The following is a 24805-nucleotide window of genomic DNA, read 5'->3' on the forward strand; positions in this document are numbered from 1 at the left end:
ATAAAAGCATTGTTTATTAAATTAGTTTACATAATGTTTAATATGTTTATTTTATTATTAATTACTAAATTAATAATTGATAACAGCAAGTGGATAAAAATGTGAATATAATTATTCAATAATTATGTATAGCAAAATAAGCTAAAAATATTTAATAAATTCATTTTTGCTATAAATAAAGACAAATAAATTTATTAAGTTTATAATAGGTAAAATTATGTCGTTATTTTAAATTTATATAAAGTTTATATAAAGAGATACAGCGAGTATATATAAATTTAAACATCAAGATAGCTTAATTAATAAAAATATTATAAAAACACCTTAAAAAACAGCTAATTTTATTTCGCTAAATATACATTTATTATATTTCGTATTATTGCAACTTTAAAAACGCTATGATATAATAAAATCAAGGCTTTATAATGATTTCGGAGGTGAAAAAATGTCTACAGGACGAACGAAAACATATAAATATAAAGATTTTTTATATACTAGCGATGTAAAAAGTCTTTTAAGTGTAGAATTATCAAGTAAAGATAAGAAAAAACTTCATTCAGTTTATTCCAATTACTACGATTTAGGTGTTGAACGTGGATATAAATATATAATTGAAGATCTATTTAAACTTGCTGAAATACATAAATTATCAACTTCACAGCTAGCAGAAATTTATGATACCGGAGTTAGAAATGTTCAAATTTGGCTTAAAGAACTTGGTATAAATCGAAGTATAAAAAAAGCTCAAAAGATATATAAGAAAAATTCCAAGTTGAATATAGAGTTGAATTCTGTCGATAAATTGAATTTGAACGCTAATTCTATTATAAATAAGTATGGAATTCAACAAGTTGAAATTAAAAACTTACCGGAATCGGTTATAGATTTTTTGAATTATCTAGAAACTATTAAAGGGAAATCCCCTAATACTATAAAAGGATATGAAATAGATTTAACAATGTTCTTTAGGTTTTTAAAGATATATAAAGGACTTATTAAAGATGACTCTTTAGAATTCTCAGAAATAGATATTAGAGATATAGATAATTTCTTTATTAAAAATATAAAATTAACAGATATATATGCTTTTTTATCTTTTACTGAAAAACAAAGAGAAAACGGAAATTATGCAAGAGCTAGAAAGGTCGCTACTTTAAAATCTTATTTTAAATTTCTTCATGGTAAAGCAAAAATAATAGATGATAATCCCACTTTAGAATTAGAGTCTCCTAAAATAAGTAAAAGGCATCCTGTTTATTTGACTTTAGATGAAAGCTTAAATTTACTAAATTCATTGGATAAGGAGAATAAAAATTATTATAGGGATTATTGTATTTTAACATTGTTCTTAAATTGTGGTATGCGTTTATCAGAGCTTTGTAGCATTAAAATAGATAAGATTAAAGGTGATACTTTAACTATAATAGGCAAAGGTAATAAAGAACGAACTGTTTATTTAAATGAAGCTTGCTTAAAAGCTATTAATAATTATTTATCTGTAAGAGATAGTTCTAAATGCACAAATGAAGATAAAGAGTATCTACTACTCTCCTCCCGCTTTAAACCTATAAATAAAAGAACTGTTGAATTGTTAGTTAAGAAACATATAACTAATTTAGGATTAGTTGATAATAAATATACTCCTCATAAATTAAGGCATACAGCTGCTACATTAATGTACAAGCATGGAAATGTAGATATAAGAAGCTTACAAAGTATATTAGGACATGAAAATATATCTACCACTCAAATCTATACTCATGTAGATGAAGAAATCCTAAGAGATGCAGTAAAATCAAATCCTTTATCTAAAATATAAATGGTTAAGATATCTTTATATCTTAACCATTTATATTAAAGTTATATTAAAACTTCCCTTTTAACTTTCTAACTCCCGGAAAAACTTCTTCTGTAAGCTCTTCTAATGAATCTTCTTCAAATAATTCTAAATCATCAATATATTCAATATGATCAAATGCATCTACATATTCTGAAGATTCATTTTCTAGTGAATACTCTTCTTTTAATTCATTTTCCTTAGATAATAATTCTTCTTCTTTTAATGCTTCTAGCATTTTTTTATATTCATTTTCTAGATATTCATTTTCTTCAACAGTTTTTGCTATATCCTCTATTTTTATAGCTCTTACATCTATACCTTCTTCTTCTAAGCAATCACCGCAATTATCACAGATTCTATTAGGATATATATCACAATAATCATCTTCTTTATATTTCTTAATATCCATCACTACACCACCTATGTTTATAAAATTAAAACAAATTATATTATATCAAATATATATTACATAATCAAACATCAATGGAAAGAACTCTAGTTTCCAGAACATAAGTTTGATATAAACTAAACTTTATGCTATAATGTTAATAATAGAGTGAGGTGTTAAAATGAACGAAATAAAAGATAAACAATTAGAAATTTATGAGTTCTTAAAAATATATACTGAGAATAAAGGTTACCCACCTTCAGTTAGAGAAATTTGTGACGCTGTTAATTTAAGATCTACATCAACTGTTCATGGCCATTTAAAAAGATTAGAAAAAAAAGGATTAATAAGAAGAGATCCAACCAAACCTAGAGCATTAGAAATTTTGGAAACTTCTAATGTAAAAAAAGAAATGCTAAACATTCCATTAGTAGGAAGAGTTACTGCAGGAACTCCTATTCTAGCAACTGAGAATATAGAGGATACTTTTCCTATTCCAATGGATTATATAAAGCATAATGAAGAATTATTTATGTTAAGAGTAACAGGAAACAGCATGATTAATATAGGTATTCATGATGGAGATTATGCAATTATAGAAAAATGTCAAACTGCTAAAAATGGAGATGTAGTTGTAGCATTAATTGAAAATGATGCTACTATAAAAACCTTTTATAAAGAAAAAGATCATATAAGACTTCAACCTGAAAATGATAGCTTATCCCCTATTATTGTTGAAGACTGTTCTATTTTAGGTAAATTAGTTGGTTTATTTAGAGCATATTAAAAAATAAGAGTCATACAATATTGTATGACTCTTATTTTTTTATTACTATTTTAGGAGGTGTAATTTTGAAGTTTTCTCTTTTAAAAAAAGATAGTAAGACAAATGATTATTTTATAAATGAAGATAGCAAAGGGTATATTATTAAAAAAGACTTTTTTTCTATAGTATTACTTATGAAAGTTATTGTGGCTTCTATATACGCTTTTGGATTAGGCTATAGTTTATTTTACCTTGGTGATGATTTTATAAAAGTAGGTATTAAATTCTTAGTACTATTAGTTGTGTTATACTTTATATTAGAAATTCCTTATGCTTTCTTAAAAGCAGTATTCTTTCCAAATGCATTTAAAAAGAATGTTGTTAAATTAGAATTTAATCCTTTAAATATGAATATTTATGTTTCTTCTAATAAACCTGTAAAAAAAGTTAGACTAATATTATCATTAATACTTCCTTTTATACTATTAGGTTTTATACCAACTATAGTTAGCTATATACTAGAGTTTAATATTTATATATATGCCATTGCTTCTTCTTGTGCAATTATATCTGTTCCAGATTTAATATTTTCAATATTAATTAGTATAGATGACTCTATTGGTGAAGAGTTAATTGTAACTCCATTTGAATATATTGATTCAAATATTAGTGTAACAGAAATATGTGTTGATTTAGATAAAGAAAATGATTCAGAGTATGAAGATGAATACTGTTATCAGATACTAGAAAATATAAACGATAGTGAAGCTAAAAAAACTTTAAAAGATAAAGATAAAAATATGGATATAGAATATATTAAAGAAATGATTTTTCATATAGATGAATAATAAAAAACACCACTAGCTATTTTATACAAAAGCTAATGGTGTTTTTTAGTTATATATTACCTTCTTACTATTGTACTATATTATTTAAAGAGATTAAAATACCTATCTTAGCATGATCAAAAGTAAGTCCACCTTGAAGGTATGCAATATAAGGCTCTCTTATTGGAGCATCAGCAGATAATTCAATAGAAGATCCTTGTATAAAGGCTCCTGCTGCCATTATAACCTCATCATTATATCCAGGCATAGCCCAAGGTTCACATTCAACAAATGAATCTATTGGAGAACCTTTTTGTATTCCCTTACAGAATTTAATTAGATTTTCTTTATTTCCAAACTTAATAGCTTGAATAATATCACTTCTTTTTTCATTATATTTAGGAAGAACATCAAAACCTGCAAGCTCCATTATTCTTGAACAAAATACAGCGCCTTTAACAGCTTCCATGGCTATATGAGGAGCTAAGAATAAGCCTTGATAGAATTGTCTCATAACTCCAAATGTTGAGCCACACTCTCCTCCTATTCCTGGTGTAGTTAATCTAAAGCTAGCTTGTTCAACATAAGACTTTTTACCAGCTATATATCCTCCAGTTGGTGCTATTCCCCCACCTATATTCTTTATAAGAGAGCCTGCAATTAAATCAGCTCCAACATCTGTAGGTTCTATAGTATCTATAAACTCTCCATAACAGTTGTCAACAAAAACTACTACATCTTCTCTTACGCTTTTTACAAACTTAATAACTTCACCAAGCTCACTTACTAGAAATGAATTTCTCCATCCATAACCAGTACTTCTTTGAATATGTACAAGCTTTATTGAAGAATCGGTAGATAGCACTTCTTTTATTTTATCAAAATCAAATTTACCATCTTTTAAATCAACTTGTTTGTAGTTAACTCCATATTCTCTAAGAGAACCTATATTCTCTTTACCACTTATTCCTATTATGTTATGTAATGTATCATAAGGTGCTCCTGAAATACATACCATTGTATCACCTGTTCTTAGGTTTCCCATTAAAGCACAGCCTATGGCATGTGTACCATTAACAAAGTGAGGTCTAACTAAGGCCATTTCAGTATTAAAAATTCTTGCATAAACCTTATCTAAGGAATCTCTTCCTATATCATCATATCCATAACCAGATGAATTAGTAAAGTGTGAATCACTAATCCTTTCATCTTGGAAAGCCTTTAACACCTTTAATTGATTGTATTCTCTTATTTCATCATAAGATCCAAAAACCTCTTCAACGTCTTTTAAAGCTTCTTTATACAATTCAAAAGTCTTTTGTTTAAAATTATAATTTTTCATCATTAATTCTTCTGTTTCTCTTAACATAATGTATCATTACATATTTATTAATAATATGTAAACTCTCCCTTCTAAGTAATTATGTATAAACTATATATATCAGATAAATTAAATATTATCATATTTTGATATATTTTCAAAGCAGAATAATAAAAAGTAGGCATTATTTGCCTACTCTTCTTCATTATTAAATAGTATTGGTTTTAGAGGGGTAATAGTTGTTATAGCATGTTTATATACTAACATTTGTTTTCCATCTGAATCTAGTACAACCGTGAAACTATCAAAGCCTTTTACATACCCTTTCAATTGAAATCCATTAGTTAAATATATAATAACGGAAATTTTATTTTTTCTTGCTCCATTTAAAAATATATCTTGTAAGTTGTTAGGTTGCTTAGTCAATTAAATCACCTCCATATGATTTTTATATAATAAAATTATATATTTTATAGTAATAAATCATTAACTATTTTTTTAAATATATCATCTTCAGTAATAATATCCTTATCTAAGAATATTGCCCTAGGATCTCTTCTAAACCAAGTTAATTGTCTCTTAGCATAATTTCTTGATCCTTGTTTAATCATTTCAACAGCCTCATTTAATGATATTTTATGTTCTAAATAATAAAATATCTCTTTATATCCTATTCCTTGCATTGACTGTACAGATGAATTATACCCCATTTCCTTTAATTTTATACACTCATCAAGTAGACCTCTTTCCATCATTATGTCTACTCTTAGGTTTATTCTATTATAAAGTTTTTCTCTATCCATATTAAGTACATAATAATTTACATCATAAGGTCCGTTATAAAACTCTTCTCCTGCATTAAAGGAACTAAAAGGTTTCTTAGTTAATTTATATACTTCTAAAGCTCTAATTACTCTTTTTCTGTTATTATAATGAATTTCTTTGTAACTTATAGGATCTATTTCTTTAAGCATATTATGGATATATTCATTTCCATAGCTTTCTGCAAGCTTTTCTAATTCATTTCTGTACTCTAAATCATTTTCTGCTTCTGTAAAATTCATATTACAAGTTAAAGCATTTATATATAACCCTGTACCACCAGCTAATATTGGAAGCTTTCCTCTAGATAAAATATCATCTATACATTTTTGTGCCATTTCTTTATAATCAGCAACGGAAAATGGTATACTAGGATCTACTACATCTATCATATGATGCTTAACATCACACATTTCTTCTTTAGTAATTTTAGCAGAGCCAATATCCATATACTTATATATTTGCATTGAATCAGTAGAAACTATTTCACCATTTAATTCTTTTGCTAACTTTATAGATAGATCTGTTTTTCCAACTGCCGTTGGACCTGCTATAACTAAAACTCTGTCTTTCATTGTTACTCCTTTTATACAATTCTCCTAAATTTTTTATCCAATTCGTAGTTTGTAAACTTTATTATTACAGGTCTACCATGAGGACAATGGAATGGGTCATCTATATATCTTAAATCATTTATAAGTTTTTCCATCTCTACGTGATTTAAGTAATCATTAGCTTTAACAGCAGCTTTACATGCAAGTGTTGCAATTCTATTGTATTTTACTTCTGTTGTCTTTCCACTACCTAATGATTTTATATTATCTAAGATATTTATAAATAAATTTCTTGGATCTAGTTTACCTAAGAAGTATGGTACTTCTTTAATTGCTATTGTATTTCCACCAAAGCTTTCTACATTAAATCCTGCCATAGTAAATATATTAGAGTTTTCTTCATAATAACAAAAGTCATCATTAGTTAGATCTATTAAGGTTGGTACTAGAAGTTGCTGTACTACTATATCTCCCTCTTCTATGCTCTTTAAGTACTTTTCAAAAAGAATTTTTTCATGAGCAGCATGCTGATCTATCATATATAAAACTTCATCATATTCTGCTAATATATATGTTTTATTAAACTGTCCTATTATCTTTAAATTAGGGAATTTTGCATTTCTAATTTCTGAATTATTTATGTTTTCCTTAATACTTGATACTTCTTCATTTATTTCATTATTTGCAAATTCTCTTTTATCTTCACGTACTACATTATTTGAATCATAGTCTATAGGATTATATTTATTGCTATTACTATTATCTTCATTATTTAAATTATTAGGCATCTTAATATCTAATTTACCAAGCTCTTTTAGATTTTTAAGATTATTATAAAGCTCTTCTTCCCTTCTTAAATCATCATAAGAAATTCCTTGTATATTACTGCTTATTTCATTTTCCTTACTCTTATTATTAATATCATCATATTGAGATAAAGGTAAGTTTCCTGAATAAGTATCATTTAAATTTATATTGAATGAAATTTCTTCTACTACTTCAGTAGGTACCTCATCCTTTTGCTCTTTTTCTTCTTCAGGAATATAAAAATCATTAAAGACTTCACTTCTAAAAGCTTTATGAACTGCATCAAATACCTTTTTAAATATTCCTCTATCCTCTTTAAATTTAATTTCAGCCTTAGTTGGATGTATATTAACATCTACAAACTCAGGATATACTTCAAGGAATAACACAAAGAAAGGAAATTTATTTACAGTAGCAAAAGATTTAAATGCATTTTCCATAGCAGCAACTATAGTTTTATTCTTTATATATCTACCATTTACAAATATGCTTTGATTATTTCTAGAACCTCTAGCTATTTCTTCTTTGCCTATATATCCATATAAATGAATTGCATCTTCTGCACTTTCAAAGTATATTAAATTTTCACTTATAGATTTTCCATATACAGTTCTAATAACATCTTTAAGATTACCTGTTCCATAGGTATGTAAAACCTTTTTACCATTATTATAGAACTTTATTGATATGTTAGGATTTGATAATGCAATCCTTGAAATTATATCACTTATTAATGCACCTTCTCTTGAAGTAGATTTTAAGAACTTTCTTCTAGCGGGTACATTATAAAATAGATCTCTAACTTCTATTATTGTTCCCTTATTAGTTCCTGTTTCATTTACAGAAAGTATTTCTCCACCTTCTATTGAAATTTCAGAACCAAAATCATCTCCATCCATTTTACTTCTTAACAGTACTTTTGATATAGATGCTACAGAGGCCAATGCTTCCCCTCTAAAGCCTAATGTCATAATAGAATATATATCCTCTACATTTTGAATCTTAGAGGTTGCATGAGGCATAAAAGCCTTTTTAATATCATCCTTATGTATTCCATTACCATCATCAATAATTCTTATTAAAGAAATACCACCTTCTTCTATTTCGACGGTGATATTTTTAGCATCTGCATCTATTGAGTTTTCTACTAATTCTTTAACAACTGAAGAAGGGCGTTCAACCACTTCTCCAGCTGCTATTTTATTAGAGGTATGTTCATCTAATAGATTTATTCTTTTCATATATTCACCTCAATTACTTTACCCTCTTAGCTTCAAGTGTTAACTTGTATAATGTATTCATTGCATCCATAGGAGTTAAAGCCATAACATCTATATCAGCAATTGAATTAATTAAATTATCTTTTTCTATCATAGTAAAATCTATTTGATAATCATTTATTTCATCATTAAAATTCTTTTTATTTTTAGATTCTTTCTTTATATTAGTATCTTCCAATACATTATTATTTATAGTCTCTATTTCTTTTTCTATAGAATTTTCTTTAATATTATTAGAAGAATTAACCTCTGAAATTTCTACTGCCTTTGTATTGCTAGTTGATTTAGTTATTTCATCCTTATCAGTTGCAACTTCTTTAATTGAAGTAACATCTAATGAATTATTTCCTGAAGAGCTTTCTAGTGAAGATAATATTTCTTTAGCTCTATTGATAACTTCATTTGGTAATCCAGCAAGCTTTGCAACTTCTATTCCATAGGATTGGTCTGCTCCACCTTCAACTATCTTCCTTAAGAATATTATATTATCATCAATTTCACTTACAGCAACAGAATAATTTTTAACACCTTCTATAACGCCTTCTAGTTTTGTTAATTCATGATAATGAGTTGCAAAAAGAGTCTTGCATTTAAGATCATTATTTTTAGATATATATTCTATTACTGACCAAGCTATACTTAGCCCATCATAAGTTGAAGTTCCTCTTCCAACTTCATCTAACAATACTAAGCTTTTAGATGTAGCATTTTTTAGTATGTTAGATACTTCCCACATTTCCACCATGAAGGTAGATTTTCCCCCTGCTAAATCGTCTGAAGCACCTATCCTTGTAAATATCTTATCACATATAGAAATGTTAGCAGATTTAGCTGGAACAAAGGAACCTATTTGAGCCATAAGAGTTATTAATGCCACTTGCCTCATATATGTAGACTTACCTGCCATATTAGGACCAGTAATAAGTAAAAGTCTATTATCATCTGAATTTAAGGTTGTGTCATTAGAAACAAAGTCACCTTTCCCAATAACTTTTTCTACTACTGGGTGTCTACCCTCATTTATTTCTATAACACCATCTTCATTTATATTAGGCTTAACATAATCATTTTCTACGGCTATTATAGATAAAGTAGATAAGGCATCTAAATTTCCAATAATTCTAGCACTTTTTTTAAGTCTTGCAATTTCCTTTTCTATAGATTCTCTTACAGATATAAATAAATCATATTCTAAAGATACTAATTTTTCTTCAGCACCAAGAATTTTATCTTCCATTTCCTTTAATTCTTGAGTTATAAATCTTTCAGCGTTAGCTAAAGTTTGCTTTCTTATATATCTGCCTTCAGGAATTGAGCTATAATTTGCTCTTGATATTTCTATATAATAACCAAATACTTTATTATAACCTACCTTTAGTGATCTTATTCCTGTAAAGTCTCTTTCCCTATTTTCTAATGCAGCTATCCATTCCTTACCATGAAGCTTAGCTGTTCTTAAACTATCTACTTCTTCATTATATCCATCTCTAATTATGTTACCTTCTTTTAAGGCAATAGATGGATCATCTAAAATAGATTTAGATAAAAGTTCCTTAATATCAGTTAACTCATCTAATTCTTTATACCATTCCTTTAAAATACCTGAATTAGCTGAAGATAAATGTTTCTTTATTCCTGGTAGTTTTTCAAGAGAACATCTAAGAGAAACTAAATCTTTAGCATTGGCATTTTTATTAGAAATTTTACCTACAATTCTTTCTATATCATAAATCTCCTTAAGTAGAGCTCTTAAATCTTCATTAAAATATGCATTATTATAAAGCTCTTCTACACCTTCTAATCTTTTTTCTATTTCAGATTTTATTATAAGAGGCTCTTCAATCCACTTTCTTATGGCTCTTCCTCCCATAGAAGTAGAAGTTTTATCTAATACCCAAATTAAACTACCTTTTTTAGATTTTTCCTTTAAGTTTTCAGTAAGCTCTAAATTTCTTCTTGAGTTACCATCTATAGTCATATAGTTAATTATGTCATAATACTCTAAAAGGTTTATATTAGTTAATGTCATCTTTTGAGTATCATAAATATATTTTAATAAAGCTTTAGAAACAGTTTTAGATAAATCATTTAAGTTAGCTACACATACTTCTGAAAACTGCTCTAGAAGTTCTTTTTCAGAACAAATACTTTTACTTAGATCTCTCTTAGTAATTAATGCAGAAGATATAGAGGTTATTTCTGATAATAATTCCTCACTTATGTTTATATCTACAATTATTTCTTTAGGGGAAATTTTAGTTATCTCATCTAATAAGCTTGCTTTTATTGCTGTAAAGCTTGTTACTTTAAACTCTCCAGTAGATATATCAGAAGAGGCTAACCCGTAATATCCAGCATCTTCAACTATGCACATTAAATAAGTATTCTTATATTCACTATCTTCAGTGTTTTCTATATATGTACCAGGAGTTATAACCTTTATAACATCTCTTTTAACTATTCCTTTAGCAACTGAAACATCTTCAACTTGCTCACCAATAGCTACTTTATATCCCTTATTAACAAGTCTTGCTATATAAGATGAAGCTGCATGAAATGGTATTCCGCACATAGGTGCTCTCTCTTCAAGGCCACAGTCTCTTCCCGTTAAAACAAGTTCTAGTTCTCTAGAAGCTATTTTGGCATCCTCAAAGAACATTTCATAAAAGTCACCTAATCTAAAAAACAAGATACAATCTTTATAATTTTCTTTTATCTCAAAATATTGTCTCATCATTGGAGTTAACATATTTTTTTATACCTCACAAACATAAATTTAAGTACAAACCTGTAAATATAAGGTTTTATGACTATTATACTATAAAGTTACAACAATAAAAAGTCATAAGTTAAAAAGCAAAATAACCTTATTAATTCATTAAAATAGCTAATAATTCTTTAATACTAAACACATCATTAGTTTCAAATAACTCTTCTAATGTTTCAATATTTTCTTCTAAATGCTCTACATCCTTAGAATAAGTATGTGCTATATCCACCATATCTGTTTCTGTAAAATCTTTATTTTCTAAATACCTTACTACACATAATTCTTTAATCATTATATAACTTACTAATGCGATTTTAATTTTAGCTAAAGCATCATAGTCAAAAACAGCCTTCATAAAGTATCTAAATACAAAATAAACTAAGATTTGTTCAAAGTGATAGCTTTTATCCTTATAATATTCATTAAAGCTTTTATGAATATCTAAATAAATAGCTTTATCATCTTCATTTTGCCAAAAGTATCTTAATGCATCTTCTAAGCCTAAAATATCATTCGGTTTTATATGTTTTAAATCTCTAAAGACTTTAATAACTTCATTTATATTAAGATATTTTTCATTTGTCTTTCCTTTATATTTTTCAAGTTTATTAATAGCCTCATTAATAAACTTGTTATCTAAATATTTATCCTTAACAGTTTTAATTGATTGTATATCATTTAAATCTATTTTTTCTTGAATTTCATTTACAAAAATAAGTACTAAGGAGCCTCTAATTTTTAAATCTAAATTTCTATTTTGTAAAATATCAAAAACTATTTTTCTACACTGCATAAGATTAATATAAACCATTGGATTTATATCATTGTAGCTATTAACTTCTTCATCATTTTCTGTTAATTCAAATTCAACTTTTTTAGTTGTTCTTAGTATTATTCTTGCAGCTTCAGGACAGGATAAAGATATTCCAATTTCACGTAAGTTACCAAATTCCTCTAGGTAACGTGGATATTGTCTACATGTATAGCAAAGACTATCTGCTCCTAGTTCATTATATATATCACAGAAATTATTTTCGTTTAAAAATGAACATCTATCTCCTTGTAAAGCAAAAATATTTTCTCCATCTTCATTAAGTATTTTACTTCTTAATTCATCTCCAAATTTACCTTCTACAGATAAATAACGCTTATGAGTTTCTTCATCTATAACTATTCCCCATCCAGCGCAACAAGTATCTTCACATTTAGAAGCTATACATTTAAATTCATCAAAGTAACCTGGTTTTCGTATTTTCATTTTCAACCTCACATCATATGTATGTATTTATATTTTTATAACAAATTAATTTTAATACTCATTATTGATCTCTTCAAGCTTCTGCTTACTTTTTATTTAATTTATATAAAGAAAAAGGGAAATCCACCTAAATTCTTGGCGGATTCCTATTCTATATTATTAGCATTTATTTTGATTTGTGTTATCCTCTTTCAATAATTGTTGGGCAATTGTTAGTCCTATAAGATATGCTGGTGCAGAAGTGTTACCATCTGCAACAAATGGGATTATTGAATTATCAGCAACAACCAAATTCTTAACACCAAAAACTTCTCCTTTGAAATTTACAACACCATCCGAAGCAGAACGTGCCATTCTAAGCGTACTCTCCTCATGGAACGTCAAACTTAGATTTTGTCTGATAAAGTTTTCAAGTTTTGTATCATCATTAATTACATCAAGTGTTGGTGAAAGAAGTTGATACCTAGGATCAATAGCTCTAAGATTAGCTGCAATGTTTTTAACATACACTTTAAAAGTATCTTTTAATAATTTCATGTCATCCTCATTTTCTAAGAATTCTTCATCTCCAAGTTCAATTTTAAGTGGATCATTTGCCTGTATCATTTCAAAGCCACGGCTCTTAGGTTGTATAGGAGATATTCCTACAATTAAAGTATTGTTGGAGAAAAATGGTTCTATCTGTACCGCTCTCAACTTTGGATTTGATCCTGGCGCTGGATTTGGTAAGAAAGCTCCTGCTATCAAATGAGCATTTGGATCATCAGGTGGTACTGGTTTATCATTCGGATTAGTAGAAAATATAGCAGCTATTATGGAGTGATTAGCAAGGTTTTTACCAACATTTTGATTATCGAATATAACAGGAATTCCTTTTGCTCTAAGTTCATTTGCTGGACCGATTCCTGATAGCATTAACAGCTTAGGACTTTTAATAGCACCTGCGCATACTATAACTTTCTTTCTTGCAAATGCGCTAAGGTAGAGACCCTCTCTTAAAAAATCAACGCCAATAGCAATATTATCACAAAAAATTATATTAAGAGCAGTAGATTTAGTCAGCAACATTAAATTTCTTCCATTTACTCCGCAGCCTTCTTTATCTACTATTTTTCTTGAAAGGAATGCAGTTGAAGAGCTTTCACGAGTTCCATCCGGTTCTTGAGTGTATTGATTACGCGTATACGGCCCTATTGGTGTATCCGGATTGTTGTAATCTAGTATTTCTTCAAAGCCTGTTGCTCTTTCAATAGCCAAAGCAAGTTTTTGAGCCATTCTAGTCGGATTAACAGGAGCTTGTCTAACATCTACATGACCTCTGAAGCCACGAGCCTCAGGATTATTTGTACGTCCATTGTATTTTTCTAATTCTTTGAATCTTTCAATTACCTCTTCTGGAGACCAAAGTGGACCAAGTAGCGCTTGCCATTTTTTTATTACTGCAGTTGTAGGTCTTACCCATAGTTGACGGTTAACTGAAGAAGCACCTCCTAATAACCTTCCTGTGGTCCAAGGGAATGTTCTATTATTGAGCTCGTCTTGAGGTACTCCTTGACCCTGCCAAAAGTATTGTGGGAAAAAGAGACTTTGTAGTACAGGTGAAAAGGTAGAGTTACGAATTGGTTCATCATTATCATTATTTTCTCCTGCTTCTAAAACCAATACCGAATTTTCTCTGTTATCCGTAAGGGTTTTTGCAATAGTAGCACCTGCTGTACCAGCCCCTACAATTATATAGTCATAAATTTGATTTTTCATTTGATTATCTCCTTTGTGCCTCTATTATTCTTTTGTTACTCACCTTATTACTATAATTCAAGGATAATATATTATATTATTTTTTTTATGTAACGTGTCATATGTTTATGAAAAACAAAATAACTAACATTAGTAAGGATTCCATGATTAGTTCACAAAAAAACTAACAACTTATTCTAAAGCAAGTTATAATAGTCATCATTAATAGTATAAATTAAAACTCTTATAAAAAAAGTAGCACCTAGGACAATTACTCCCAAATGCTACTTTGCTTTTATATTTGTTATTTTTACTAATAAATCATGTATAAAATTTGATCCTCTACTCATTAATATTCCAGTTAGTACAACCCCTAAGAACTTTATGTCTAGTAATTGTAAAACATATAATCTAGTGCTTAGAACATTTAATTCATTAGATAATAAGGATTTAAGTGATATTACAGAATTAGATATCCAAAAAGCTGTTGACTCTTTCCTGAAAAATAATCTAATTATTTTAATACACTTTCTTTACAAATTATTTGAGCAAAATTTTCATTATTATATTCATTAATCAATTTATAGATTCTATCCTTTTCCTTTATCTTTACATTGTATCCTATGGTTACCTCCATATTATATAAAGCTTCTTTGTTTATATCTACATCATAGTGATCAATAGGTACTTTTTCTAGCATACAGTAGTTACCATTATTTCTTTCTAAGTAACTACAAACTATTAATTTATATCTCCACTCTTCTTCAAGCTTATAAGATAAGTTTTTATATTTTCCTATATTTTGGAGAAATACTCCCTTACCTATATTATTCTTTTGAAAAATTTTAGGATATATTTTTTCTTGATCATTTGTATACTCAACTTTATATATTTTTCCATCTCCATGAACTATATATTTTATATCTTCTCTTTTATATTTCTTTGTAAATCCATTAATTAAATCTTTTTGAAATTTTAATCGTACTCCTTGTCCATATTCGCTGTTTGTATTCCAAAGCTCTACACTTTCTTCATTTTTTATTGTAAAACATGAAACAAAAATATTAGATCCATAATCAAATAAGTTGCTAGATAAATTTTCGCTTTTACAATCTACATATTTTAAAGAAGTAAATCTTATTTTTCTGCTTTTTAATATATTTTCTAACCCATGAACATCTGTATAGTGATATAAATCCATAACCTCTCCCCTTACTTATAATTATGAAATTTAGTTAATAAGCAGTCACTGCAATACTACTTATAAATAATTAAATCTTTATCATAAACTAAATTATTTACTACATTCATTACAAATACAATAAATTAATCTAGAGTACTTAAGCTCTCTTTCTGTCTCAACCCTAGGTACTCTTTTTACTACCTTACTACATTTATTACATATATATTTATCAATTATTTTGCCTCCTGTTGCCTCAGAAACAACAGTAATCTTTTTTACTATTTTCATCATTATCCCCCAAAACTTAATATTATTTCCTGCTGGTTATTATAAATTATTATTTACTATTAAAATGATTTAAAATATTTATCTTAATAAGAATTAATATAGAGAGTTTTTATTAAATGATTGTTAATTCATTGTTAATTGTTTGTTAAATTCGGCATATATATTTAATTTTCTTAAATTTTCGATAATATTTATAAAATAAAAAGCACTTACTAATGTAAATGCTTTTTATTTTATAGTACTAGTAAAACTTTTATTAGAAAGCTTTATCTTTTTTATTTCTTTATTATATAAGTTTATTATCTCTAATTTTTAATAATTATCATTTATAATTATTTGATTTGGTTTTCGTATTGTTCTACCATTCTTTTAACCATTTCTCCGCCAACACTTCCGTTTTGCTTTGAAGTAAGGTTTCCTTTATCTGTGTTTTCATAATTGTTTAATCCAACTTCAGATGCAACTTCATTTTTTAATCTGCTTAAACCATTTTTTGCTTCTGGTACTAAACTTCTATTATAGTTTGCCATGTATTCCACCTCCTTTATATATTGTTTTCTTTTACAATAATATGTTAACCATAGTTAATGCATAATAACCTATAGAAATATTAGTAAAACTAGAAGTGAAAACTTATAATGGATAATTATATGTTATATTATTAATAAAAAGCTTACTTTAGAAGGTTACATTTCATTAGTATCTCTTAAGACTTTAAAGTTATAAAATAAAAAATATCGCATATTCATCTTGAAATAATGCGATATTTTCATAATTCTTATATAATAAGTATTTGTATAAAATTTTTAATAAGTATCATACATAGCTACTAGTTAATTGAAAAAAGATTTAATATATCTTCCTCGCTTAAAGTATTAATACTAGTTATATCATTTTCATTATCAATTATTCTTTCTATTAGTTTTCTTTTTTCATCTTGAAGATCTACTATTTTTTCTTCTATTGAATTTTTAGATATTAGCTTAATTACCTCAACAATATTAGTTTGCCCAAATCTATGTGCTCTATCTGTGGCTTGATCCTCTACAGCAGGATTCCACCAAGGATCAAAGTGTATCACTATATCTGCTGATGTTAAGTTTAAACCAGTTCCTCCTGCCTTTAAACTTATTAAGAATACAGAATTATTACCTTCATTAAATTCATTTACTAATGCTAATCTCTTTTCCGCTGGTATAGATCCATCTAAATAGCTATACAATATGTTTTCAGAATTAAACCTAGTGGAAATATTTTTTAATACTGATGTAAATTGTGAAAAGACTAATATTTTATGACCCTCTTCTATTCCTTGATTTAAAATTTCAATAAGTGCATCTATTTTACCACTAGTACCAATATAATCATTAATTAAAACAGATGGATCAAGACATATTTGTCTTAGCTTAGTTATATAGGATAAAATTTCTATTTTGCTGGTTTTCAAGTCATCATCCTTAACTTTCTTTTCAATTAAGCTTTTAGCATGATTAGCATAAATAGAATATATCTTTTCTTGCTCCTCTGACATAGATACTAAAAGTTTTTTCTCTATTTTTAGAGGAAGTTCTTTTATTACATCTTTTTTATATCTTCTCAATAGAAAAGGTTTTGTAAGCATATTTAATTCTTTTAATACTTCTTCAGATTCATTTAGCTTTTTATGATATCTTACACTAAATCGCTTTTCATCAAATAAGTATCCTGGCATTATAAAATCAAAAATTGACCATAACTCCATTAATGAATTTTCTACAGGAGTACCTGTTAATGCAAACTTTCTAATAGCTTTAATTTTTTTCATAGCTACTGCATTTTGAGAAGAACAGTTTTTAATATATTGAGCTTCATCTATAAAACAATAATCAAATTGTAGCTTTTCATATTCTTCTATATCTCTTTTTATTAGATTATAGGTAGTAATTAACACATCATAATTTTCAATATTTTCTAATATATTAATTCTTTCATCTTTAGATCCATTTATAATAGCATATTTTATAGTTGGGGCAAATTTTTCAATTTCACTGCTCCAATTGTATATTAATGATGTTGGTGCAACTATTAGTGTCTTAGCTGGTAAATTAGATAATATAAATGAAATAGCTTGAATTGTTTTACCAAGTCCCATTTCATCACCTAAAATACCTCCAAATCCTAAGTAATCCATAGTTTTAAGCCAATTATACCCTTCCTTTTGATAAGGTCTAAGATCCGCCATTAAATTTAATGGTTCTTTAAAAGTTAACTTGTTAATGTCTTTTATCTTTTTCTGAATTTGTGATAATTCTTTTTTACCCTTAATATATCTAATAGAATTATCTTTAATAAAGTTATCTATATAAAGACTCTTACTCTTACTAAATAATAAGGTATCTCCCTCTATATCATTTTCTAAAGATAGTACATCTAAAAGCTTTAAAAAGTTCTTAAGTTCAATTTCTTCAAGATCTAAAAACTCTCCACTTTTAAGCTTATAGTATTTAAGATTATCTCTAAGAGCTAGTATAATATCCTTAACTTCAGTTTCTGATATATTATCAATTTTAAACTTTAACTCAAAATAATCTAGCTTACCACTTTTTATTTGACCTACTATATTTTTATTATTTATATGTTTTATAATTTTAAAATTCTCTGAATAAAAAACTTCACCAATATCTTGTAATTTCTCTATATCATATTTAAAGAATTTAAATAAATATTCATCTCCAAGTAATAAATAAAATTTATCCCCAGACGATTCAAAACCAAGTGCCCTTAAGCAAGATAATATTTCATTTTCTTTATTTAAATCTCTATATATAATTTTATTTGTGTATTCATGAAAAATGTTAAATTCGTGCTCTCCATATTTAACTTTTAATGTTAATGTTGTATCTTTATTAATTTTGTCAAAATAAAATTTAAATTCAACCTTTTCTTTTACAATTTTATTTTTTATAGCCTTATTAATAGTTATATCATCTGATAGAGTATATAATTTAGGCAAAAGCTTGGATAGAACTCTAATTTCATCATCTTTATCAATAGCTATAGCTTTAGTATTATTAAAAATATTTAAATAAGTGGAAATATCATAGCAGTACTCAAAATTAGGTACATAAATACTACTTCCATATAAAAATACTGTACCCTTTTTATCAATCTTTTCAGGAATTCCATCATCTAAGCTTAAAATATATTCATTTTCTAATGCTTTTAAAGAAATTTTTATATTTGGTTTATCAAAAATAATTTCAGTTTCTACAGGTCTATAAAAGAAGCCCTCATTTAAGTAAACTCTATTCTTTGATATTATATTAAAGAATTCTCTAGTAAGAAAATCTGGAATTATAAGTGTTTTACCATCTATATATTTATCCTGTCTTCTTATAAAATTTGAGGATGCTGATTCCATATCTTTTATTTTTTCTATAAAATCTAGTATTTTCTTTTCTTTTAGGCCAAGTCTTTGATATTTTAAGTCTAAAGCAAAATCCTTTCCATACTTAACTGGAATTTTATTATAATAAGCTATTAAAAGCTGATTTATATCTTTTACAACATATAGCTTATTAGATGATAATCCCTTTAATCCTATTCTAAATTCAGCTGCTAATCTATTTTTAAAACCTTGTTTATTTATATAAACTTCAATTTTAATTTCTGTTTTATTTTCATCTTCTAATAATAAATCTAATATATTGTCTTTTTTATTTTTGAAAATAGATTTATGGATAAAATCATTATTTAATTTAGATTTAATTTCATTATATTCATCTAATTCATTTAAGAATTTATAAAAAGTTGCAAACAAATGCTTACAACAATAATTATGTTTACGAAGCTCATTTCTTTCATAATCATCACAGCTACAAAAAGTAGATAATATACCTTTACTTTTTATATCCACTTCTATTTTAGAATTATATTCACTAAAATAATTTTCAGATATAATTTTAGAATCTATATAAATTAAATCATCATCACATTTTACCTTTAAATCAGATATTAATTCATTTTCTAATATCCTTTTTCCGCCTAAATCATTTTTGCCACAAGTATCTTTATTAAATTTTTCTACTAAAATTTGTTTTATCATATTCGTCACCTTGAAAATTAATTATCTCTTTATTATAACAAAAAGAAGTGGTTTTTTCCACTTCTCTATATATACATCCATAAATCTTCTATTTTACATCCATTATCTTTAAAGTCATAGGAAGGTTTATATTTAAATTTCCTCTTTATAATATATTTTTTAATATCATTTTTGAAGTCATTTTTGACTAATGTAGTAGAGATAATGATATTGTTAGAATCAACAAAGCAAATTGGCAATTCCTCTTGAAACATAAGCATTTCCATATGCTCTCTGTGAAAATCTATTTCTAAATTATATATTCGTCCATAAATAAATTTATTACTTTCAGCAAATCTAAAAAGTAATAAAATAGAAGATTGTCCACCAACAATCATCTGAGATGCTTTCATTTCTACTTTCGATTTATCTAGTATATATTTTAAATTATTAATATTTTCTTTTAAGTAAAAGCTAGAGTATATTTTGTTGTCTTCAAATCTTGTAATGTAATTACCTATATCTCCACAGCCTAATACTGCTAAATTTTCAGCGTAGTTCAAAGCATTTCTCCTCCTAAGAATACAAATTTATCTTTAAGTAATTATACTATGATAAAAGTGTAATATAAAAGGAGTATATACTGGGAACATTGCCATTAATATTTACGAAAGAAATAATAGAAATTCTTAAACTAGCTAATTAGTAATGAAGTCACTTTCATATCAACATTTGCCCCTAACAAAGCCTAATTTTATATTAGTTATATAATGGTTTTTCAGCATAAAAGAATAATTTTAGAAGCATTATTGATGAATACTTTAAATCAAAGAAATTATTATATTCAGTTATCAACTTTGACAATCTAGGATCTTTTATCATATCACTACTTATTTTGTATCTAAAATTATCCTTACCTAAAATATCACTATGATTAACTACTGCTTCAATATCTAAATTAATAAATCCAATTGATTTTAATAGTGTTATTAAGACTCTTCCGATTTCTCTATTACCTTTTAAATTTGATTGTACTTTAGATAAACTGTCATTTAAAAATTTAATTAAATTGTTTTTAGGATAGGTTAACCCCCAAAGTTCACTATCAACATCTATTATAATTACCTTCCCTCCAGGCTTAAGTATTCTAAATATCTCTTTTGCTGCAGAAAGTGGATCACTTAAATGCTGAAAGACAAAACGAGCAATTATACAGTCATAATAATTATCGGGTATAGATGTTTTAGTGATATCATCTTTAACGAAGGTAACTCTATCACCATATTTAGTCTTTAAATTGTTATATGCAAACTCAAGAAACTTATCATCATTATCTAATGATGTTATTTCACATTCATTAAAGTTATCTAACAAAATTTTAGTGAAAAAACCTGGTCCACTGCCAACTTCTAAAATTTCGCTATTACCATCAATTCCCATTAATTTAATCATTCTTATTTCTTTTTCATATCCTAAATATGCTTGTTTTTCTAACCTTTCAATTTCCCTTTTAAAACCAAATTTTTCATAAAACTCATTGTATGACATAAATATTTCTCCTAAGGATTTATATACATCTTATATTATATACTTAACTATAAAATTTGTTCTATTAGGTATTCTAATAAAAAAGTGAAGGCTATACATTAAAAATAGGATAGAAATCTTAGTTTTCCATCCTATTTTTATTAATCAATTGATGATATTTTGATACCAGAAAAAAAGCAACTCCTAAAGCTATTATTGCAAATATAGAAAGAAACCTTCTCTTTGACTTTTTTATATCTCTAAATACATCCTTTATAAAAGCATTTTTTAACATTACCACTCAATCCTTTCAACTGGAAGAGGGTTTTCATTAAATGTTATACTTTCAATCGTTCCATTTTTTACTTTAATAACCTTATCTCCCATAGGTGTTAATGCCAAATTATGTGTTATTATAACTACTGTCATATTATATTTTTTACAAGTATCTTGTAATAATTTAAGTATTGCTTTACCAGTATTATAATCTAAAGCTCCTGTTGGCTCATCACATAAAAGTAATTTAGGATTCTTAGCTAGTGCTCTTGCAATTGCTACACGTTGCTGCTCTCCCCCTGAGAGCTGAGCTGGAAAATTATCTTTTCTTTCTTCTAATCCAACGGCATTTAAAATTTCATATGGATCTAAAGGTTTCTTACATATTTGAGTAGCAAGTTCAACATTTTCTAAGGCTGTAAGGTTCTGTACTAAATTATAGAATTGAAATACAAAGCCTATATCGTGACGTCTATAGGTTATAAGATCTTTATCAGAATATTTACTAACTAAATTTCCATCTACATATATTTCTCCACTACTTGAAGTATCCATTCCACCTAATATGTTTAAAATTGTACTTTTACCTGCACCACTGGCACCTGCTACTATTACAAATTCACCTTTCTCAATTTGAAAAGAAACTCCTCTTAAAGCATCTATATTTACTTCACCCATTTTATATGTTTTTTTCACATCTTTAAATTCTATAAAGCTACTCAAAATTATCCCTCTCTTTTTATTTATTCTTCTATATGTTTGTGTGGTATTAAAAACTTAATTGCTTTATTTTCTAAAGAAATATCTAAATTATTATCAATAAATATTTCTCCATCTACGCAGGCAGTAAAATTTTCATTGGATTTTATGTTGATTTTCTTACACTTTTTATAAATAACATATCCCTCCAATTCCTTACTATCTAGATGTTTACCTTCCTTATATAGATTTATTAATTTTACTAACTTAAGGCGAGACACTTTTTTTATTATACATAAGTCAACTAGCCCATCATTTATCTCAGCTAAAGGAGCCCCAACATATCCTCCTCCATAAGATGAACCGTTAGCTATTACACATAATAAAAAATCACCATGAATCAACTCTTTATCATCTATTAATATATCTAGAGTGTTATGCATCTTGTGAATTAATGAATAAAATACAGAAAGAGTATAAGCACCTTGTCCATTTATAAAAGGAAATTTTTTAAATTTCACCATATTTTCAGCAACTTTTGCATCAAAACCTATATTACATAGATTCACTGAGTATAATCCATTTACATTAAGTAAATCTACCTCTTCTATATTAGAATTTATTTGTTTTTTTATATCATAAAAATTTATAGTTGACTCAAAGTTTCTAACAAAATCATTTCCCGTTCCATAAGGAATAACTGATACACTTGCATTCTCATAGCCAATTACTCCATTTATGACCTCATTTAAAGTTCCATCACCTCCACAAGCATAGAACCTTAAATTTCCGTATTCACTTTCACATATCTTTTTTGTAAAATTAGTAGCATCATTTTTCCCTTTTGTTATATAAATTTTATATTGATCTGTTGAATTCTTAAATATTTCATTTATATCCTTACTTATTTTTTCAGAAATATTAACTTTTCCTGCTTCAGGATTTATCACAAAAAAATGTTTAGTTGTTGTCATTATTTTACCCTCTCTATCCCCTGATGGTAATTTAAAAATTATTTAGGCTCTGTTAGATATTTTCATCTAACACAGCCTTTATTTAAAATAAGTATACTATATAAGCTTATATTTATCATCTTTTTTTATATCATATTTAGAAATAAATTATATATATATAGCTTATTTTTTTAGAGTATTTAATTATAAATAGACATTTAATTTAGCATTTGAAAGCATTAATTTAATTCTATTTTCCTGATTTATTTCTGACTGAGAAGGATCATAATCTATAACAACTATATTAGCATTGTGATTTTTATCTAGTATTTTTCTAATAGCTCCCCTTCCGACTATATGGTTTGGTAAACAACCAAAGGGTTGAGCACATATAATGTTATTAGTTCCAGTATGGATAAGATCAAGCATATTAGCAACTAAAAGCCAACCTTCCCCCATTTTTACTCCATGGCCTATATAGCCATCTGCCATTTTTCTGACTTCATCAAAATCTGTAGGCTCTTTAAATTTAGAGTATTTTCTTATATTTAAGTTAATTTTTCTTTGTATTTTTAAAATAAATTTATAGGCTATTTTAGCAAGTTTAGATTTTAAATATCCTCTTTTATATAATTTGTGGTCTATTATAGAATTTAGAATACAATAATTCATAAAGTCCATAAGTCCTGATTGAACCACTTCTACATCTTCTTTTATTAAAAATTCTTCAAGGTGATTATTACCCATTCTGGAATATTTCATATATATTTCCCCTACTATTCCAACCTTTATCTTCTTCTCATCAATAATTTTTATATTATCAAATGCTTGTACAATCATTTTAGACATTTCATTTACTCTAAGATATCTTTTACTAGAAAATTTATTATTTAAACTCTCAATTAAATTATCTAAAACTTTATCTACTTCACCTTGGTTAATTTCATATGGTTTAACTTTATTATATAGGTACATTACTAAATCCCCATAAATAATTGCATAAAAGGCTTTTATTATAATTGATGGCTTTAATTTCAATCCTGGATGCTTTTCTATTCCTGTTAAACTTAAACCTATGGCAGGTACTTCTGAAAAACCACTATTTTCTAATGCATTTCGTATAAGGTGTATATAATTTGATGCTCTGCATCCACCACCTGTTTGAGTCATGAGAAGTGCTGTCTTATCTATATCATATTTACCACTTTTCAGTGCAGAAATAAATTGCCCTATTACTATCATTGCTGGATAACAGATATCATTATTAGAATATTTTAGTCCATATTCTATTATCTCATGAACATCATCCTCTAAAAATTCAATGTCAAATCCATAATTCTTTAAAATCTTATTTAATATTCTAAAATGAATTGGTAGCATATTAGGTATTAATATTTTATAATTTTTTTTCATTTCTTTTGTAAATACTTTATAATCATAATTCAT

General features: G+C 26.7%; 21 protein-coding genes. 3 read left to right on the forward strand and 18 right to left on the reverse strand.

Annotated elements, in window-relative coordinates:
- The first annotated feature begins 823 nt into the window (after positions 1 to 823).
- Positions 824 to 1819 (forward strand): tyrosine recombinase XerC, encoded by a 996-nt coding sequence (locus ACH36K_RS10870; protein WP_411170690.1) that lies wholly within the window; start codon positions 824 to 826, stop codon positions 1817 to 1819.
- A 46-nt stretch (positions 1820 to 1865) separates the two neighbouring features.
- Here the strand turns inward: ACH36K_RS10870 and ACH36K_RS10875 are convergent, their stop codons facing one another.
- On the reverse strand, positions 1866 to 2249 hold the full coding sequence (locus ACH36K_RS10875; RefSeq protein ID WP_411167650.1) for a hypothetical protein: 384 nt from the start codon (positions 2247 to 2249) through the stop codon (positions 1866 to 1868).
- Between the two features lie 160 nt (positions 2250 to 2409).
- Between ACH36K_RS10875 and lexA the strand changes: the two genes are divergently transcribed.
- Together lexA and ACH36K_RS10885 are read left to right on the forward strand one after the other, a co-directional pair.
- On the forward strand, positions 2410 to 3015 hold the full coding sequence (gene lexA, locus ACH36K_RS10880; protein ID WP_411167651.1) for a transcriptional repressor LexA: 606 nt from the start codon (positions 2410 to 2412) through the stop codon (positions 3013 to 3015).
- Positions 3016 to 3080: 65 nt separating this feature from the next.
- The gene (locus ACH36K_RS10885; protein ID WP_411167652.1) at positions 3081 to 3842 is read left to right on the forward strand and encodes a DUF3267 domain-containing protein; all 762 of its coding nucleotides are present in this window, start codon (positions 3081 to 3083) and stop codon (positions 3840 to 3842) included.
- 67 nt (positions 3843 to 3909) lie between these two features.
- Here ACH36K_RS10885 and ACH36K_RS10890 read toward each other — a convergent pair whose 3' ends face one another.
- The 17 genes from ACH36K_RS10890 to ACH36K_RS10970 form a co-directional block, all read right to left on the reverse strand.
- Complete coding sequence (locus ACH36K_RS10890) at positions 3910 to 5190, reverse strand: aminotransferase class I/II-fold pyridoxal phosphate-dependent enzyme (RefSeq protein ID WP_411167653.1); 1281 nt, start codon at positions 5188 to 5190, stop codon at positions 3910 to 3912.
- A gap of 144 nt (positions 5191 to 5334) precedes the next feature.
- A complete protein-coding gene (gene hfq, locus ACH36K_RS10895) occupies positions 5335 to 5568 on the reverse strand; it encodes an RNA chaperone Hfq (protein ID WP_411167654.1) in 234 nt (77 codons plus the stop codon).
- A gap of 44 nt (positions 5569 to 5612) precedes the next feature.
- The gene (gene miaA, locus ACH36K_RS10900; protein ID WP_411167655.1) at positions 5613 to 6539 is read right to left on the reverse strand and encodes a tRNA (adenosine(37)-N6)-dimethylallyltransferase MiaA; all 927 of its coding nucleotides are present in this window, start codon (positions 6537 to 6539) and stop codon (positions 5613 to 5615) included.
- An 11-nt stretch (positions 6540 to 6550) separates the two neighbouring features.
- Positions 6551 to 8566, reverse strand: coding sequence for a DNA mismatch repair endonuclease MutL (gene mutL, locus ACH36K_RS10905; protein WP_411167656.1), 2016 nt, complete (start codon positions 8564 to 8566; stop codon positions 6551 to 6553).
- A 13-nt stretch (positions 8567 to 8579) separates the two neighbouring features.
- Entirely contained in the window at positions 8580 to 11354 is a 2775-nt protein-coding gene (mutS, locus tag ACH36K_RS10910) for a DNA mismatch repair protein MutS (RefSeq protein ID WP_411167657.1), read from the reverse strand.
- Positions 11355 to 11475: 121 nt separating this feature from the next.
- The gene (gene fliB / locus ACH36K_RS10915) at positions 11476 to 12633 is read right to left on the reverse strand and encodes a flagellin lysine-N-methylase (RefSeq protein WP_411167658.1); all 1158 of its coding nucleotides are present in this window, start codon (positions 12631 to 12633) and stop codon (positions 11476 to 11478) included.
- Between the two features lie 159 nt (positions 12634 to 12792).
- Positions 12793 to 14391 (reverse strand): GMC family oxidoreductase, encoded by a 1599-nt coding sequence (locus tag ACH36K_RS10920; protein ID WP_411167659.1) that lies wholly within the window; start codon positions 14389 to 14391, stop codon positions 12793 to 12795.
- Positions 14392 to 14884: 493 nt separating this feature from the next.
- Entirely contained in the window at positions 14885 to 15571 is a 687-nt protein-coding gene (locus ACH36K_RS10925) for a hypothetical protein (protein ID WP_411167660.1), read from the reverse strand.
- 93 nt (positions 15572 to 15664) lie between these two features.
- Positions 15665 to 15841 carry a hypothetical protein gene (locus ACH36K_RS10930; RefSeq protein ID WP_411167661.1) on the reverse strand — a complete coding sequence of 59 codons (177 nt, stop codon included), beginning with the start codon at positions 15839 to 15841 and terminating at the stop codon, positions 15665 to 15667.
- 332 nt (positions 15842 to 16173) lie between these two features.
- Positions 16174 to 16371, reverse strand: a complete 198-nt coding sequence (locus ACH36K_RS10935) for a small, acid-soluble spore protein, alpha/beta type (protein ID WP_411167662.1) — start codon at positions 16369 to 16371, stop codon at positions 16174 to 16176.
- Positions 16372 to 16670: 299 nt separating this feature from the next.
- Entirely contained in the window at positions 16671 to 19925 is a 3255-nt protein-coding gene (locus ACH36K_RS10940; protein ID WP_411167663.1) for a DEAD/DEAH box helicase, read from the reverse strand.
- A gap of 65 nt (positions 19926 to 19990) precedes the next feature.
- On the reverse strand, positions 19991 to 20467 hold the full coding sequence (locus tag ACH36K_RS10945) for a hypothetical protein (RefSeq protein ID WP_411167664.1): 477 nt from the start codon (positions 20465 to 20467) through the stop codon (positions 19991 to 19993).
- A gap of 196 nt (positions 20468 to 20663) precedes the next feature.
- The gene (locus ACH36K_RS10950; protein WP_411167665.1) at positions 20664 to 21452 is read right to left on the reverse strand and encodes a class I SAM-dependent methyltransferase; all 789 of its coding nucleotides are present in this window, start codon (positions 21450 to 21452) and stop codon (positions 20664 to 20666) included.
- A gap of 118 nt (positions 21453 to 21570) precedes the next feature.
- Positions 21571 to 21726 carry a hypothetical protein gene (locus ACH36K_RS10955; protein WP_411167666.1) on the reverse strand — a complete coding sequence of 52 codons (156 nt, stop codon included), beginning with the start codon at positions 21724 to 21726 and terminating at the stop codon, positions 21571 to 21573.
- Entirely contained in the window at positions 21726 to 22430 is a 705-nt protein-coding gene (locus ACH36K_RS10960) for an ABC transporter ATP-binding protein (protein ID WP_411167667.1), read from the reverse strand. The genes ACH36K_RS10955 and ACH36K_RS10960 overlap by 1 nt, the downstream gene beginning before the upstream one ends.
- A gap of 20 nt (positions 22431 to 22450) precedes the next feature.
- Positions 22451 to 23380, reverse strand: a complete 930-nt coding sequence (locus tag ACH36K_RS10965; protein WP_411167668.1) for a diacylglycerol/lipid kinase family protein — start codon at positions 23378 to 23380, stop codon at positions 22451 to 22453.
- A gap of 183 nt (positions 23381 to 23563) precedes the next feature.
- Positions 23564 to 24805: a 2-hydroxyglutaryl-CoA dehydratase gene (locus ACH36K_RS10970; RefSeq protein WP_411167669.1), complete on the reverse strand. Its 1242-nt coding sequence runs from the start codon at positions 24803 to 24805 to the stop codon at positions 23564 to 23566.

Origin of the sequence: Clostridium sp. MB05 (assembly GCF_046581255.1) — a bacterium.
Taxonomy (GTDB): domain Bacteria; phylum Bacillota; class Clostridia; order Clostridiales; family Clostridiaceae; genus Clostridium.

Coding starts and splice junctions, on each gene's coding strand:
- ACH36K_RS10875 (WP_411167650.1), bottom strand. CDS start 2,249: ATGGATATTAAGAAATATAAAGAAGATGATTATTGTGATATATATCCT.
- fliB (WP_411167658.1), bottom strand. CDS start 12,633: ATGAAAATACGAAAACCAGGTTACTTTGATGAATTTAAATGTATAGCT.
- ACH36K_RS10920 (WP_411167659.1), bottom strand. CDS start 14,391: ATGAAAAATCAAATTTATGACTATATAATTGTAGGGGCTGGTACAGCA.
- ACH36K_RS10970 (WP_411167669.1), bottom strand. CDS start 24,805: ATGAATTATGATTATAAAGTATTTACAAAAGAAATGAAAAAAAATTAT.
- ACH36K_RS10965 (WP_411167668.1), bottom strand. CDS start 23,380: ATGACAACAACTAAACATTTTTTTGTGATAAATCCTGAAGCAGGAAAA.
- ACH36K_RS10950 (WP_411167665.1), bottom strand. CDS start 21,452: ATGTCATACAATGAGTTTTATGAAAAATTTGGTTTTAAAAGGGAAATT.
- miaA (WP_411167655.1), bottom strand. CDS start 6,539: ATGAAAGACAGAGTTTTAGTTATAGCAGGTCCAACGGCAGTTGGAAAA.
- mutL (WP_411167656.1), bottom strand. CDS start 8,566: ATGAAAAGAATAAATCTATTAGATGAACATACCTCTAATAAAATAGCA.
- ACH36K_RS10940 (WP_411167663.1), bottom strand. CDS start 19,925: ATGATAAAACAAATTTTAGTAGAAAAATTTAATAAAGATACTTGTGGC.
- ACH36K_RS10935 (WP_411167662.1), bottom strand. CDS start 16,371: ATGGCAAACTATAATAGAAGTTTAGTACCAGAAGCAAAAAATGGTTTA.
- ACH36K_RS10890 (WP_411167653.1), bottom strand. CDS start 5,190: ATGTTAAGAGAAACAGAAGAATTAATGATGAAAAATTATAATTTTAAA.
- mutS (WP_411167657.1), bottom strand. CDS start 11,354: ATGTTAACTCCAATGATGAGACAATATTTTGAGATAAAAGAAAATTAT.
- ACH36K_RS10955 (WP_411167666.1), bottom strand. CDS start 21,726: ATGTTAAAAAATGCTTTTATAAAGGATGTATTTAGAGATATAAAAAAG.
- ACH36K_RS10930 (WP_411167661.1), bottom strand. CDS start 15,841: ATGAAAATAGTAAAAAAGATTACTGTTGTTTCTGAGGCAACAGGAGGC.
- lexA (WP_411167651.1), top strand. CDS start 2,410: ATGAACGAAATAAAAGATAAACAATTAGAAATTTATGAGTTCTTAAAA.
- ACH36K_RS10925 (WP_411167660.1), bottom strand. CDS start 15,571: ATGGATTTATATCACTATACAGATGTTCATGGGTTAGAAAATATATTA.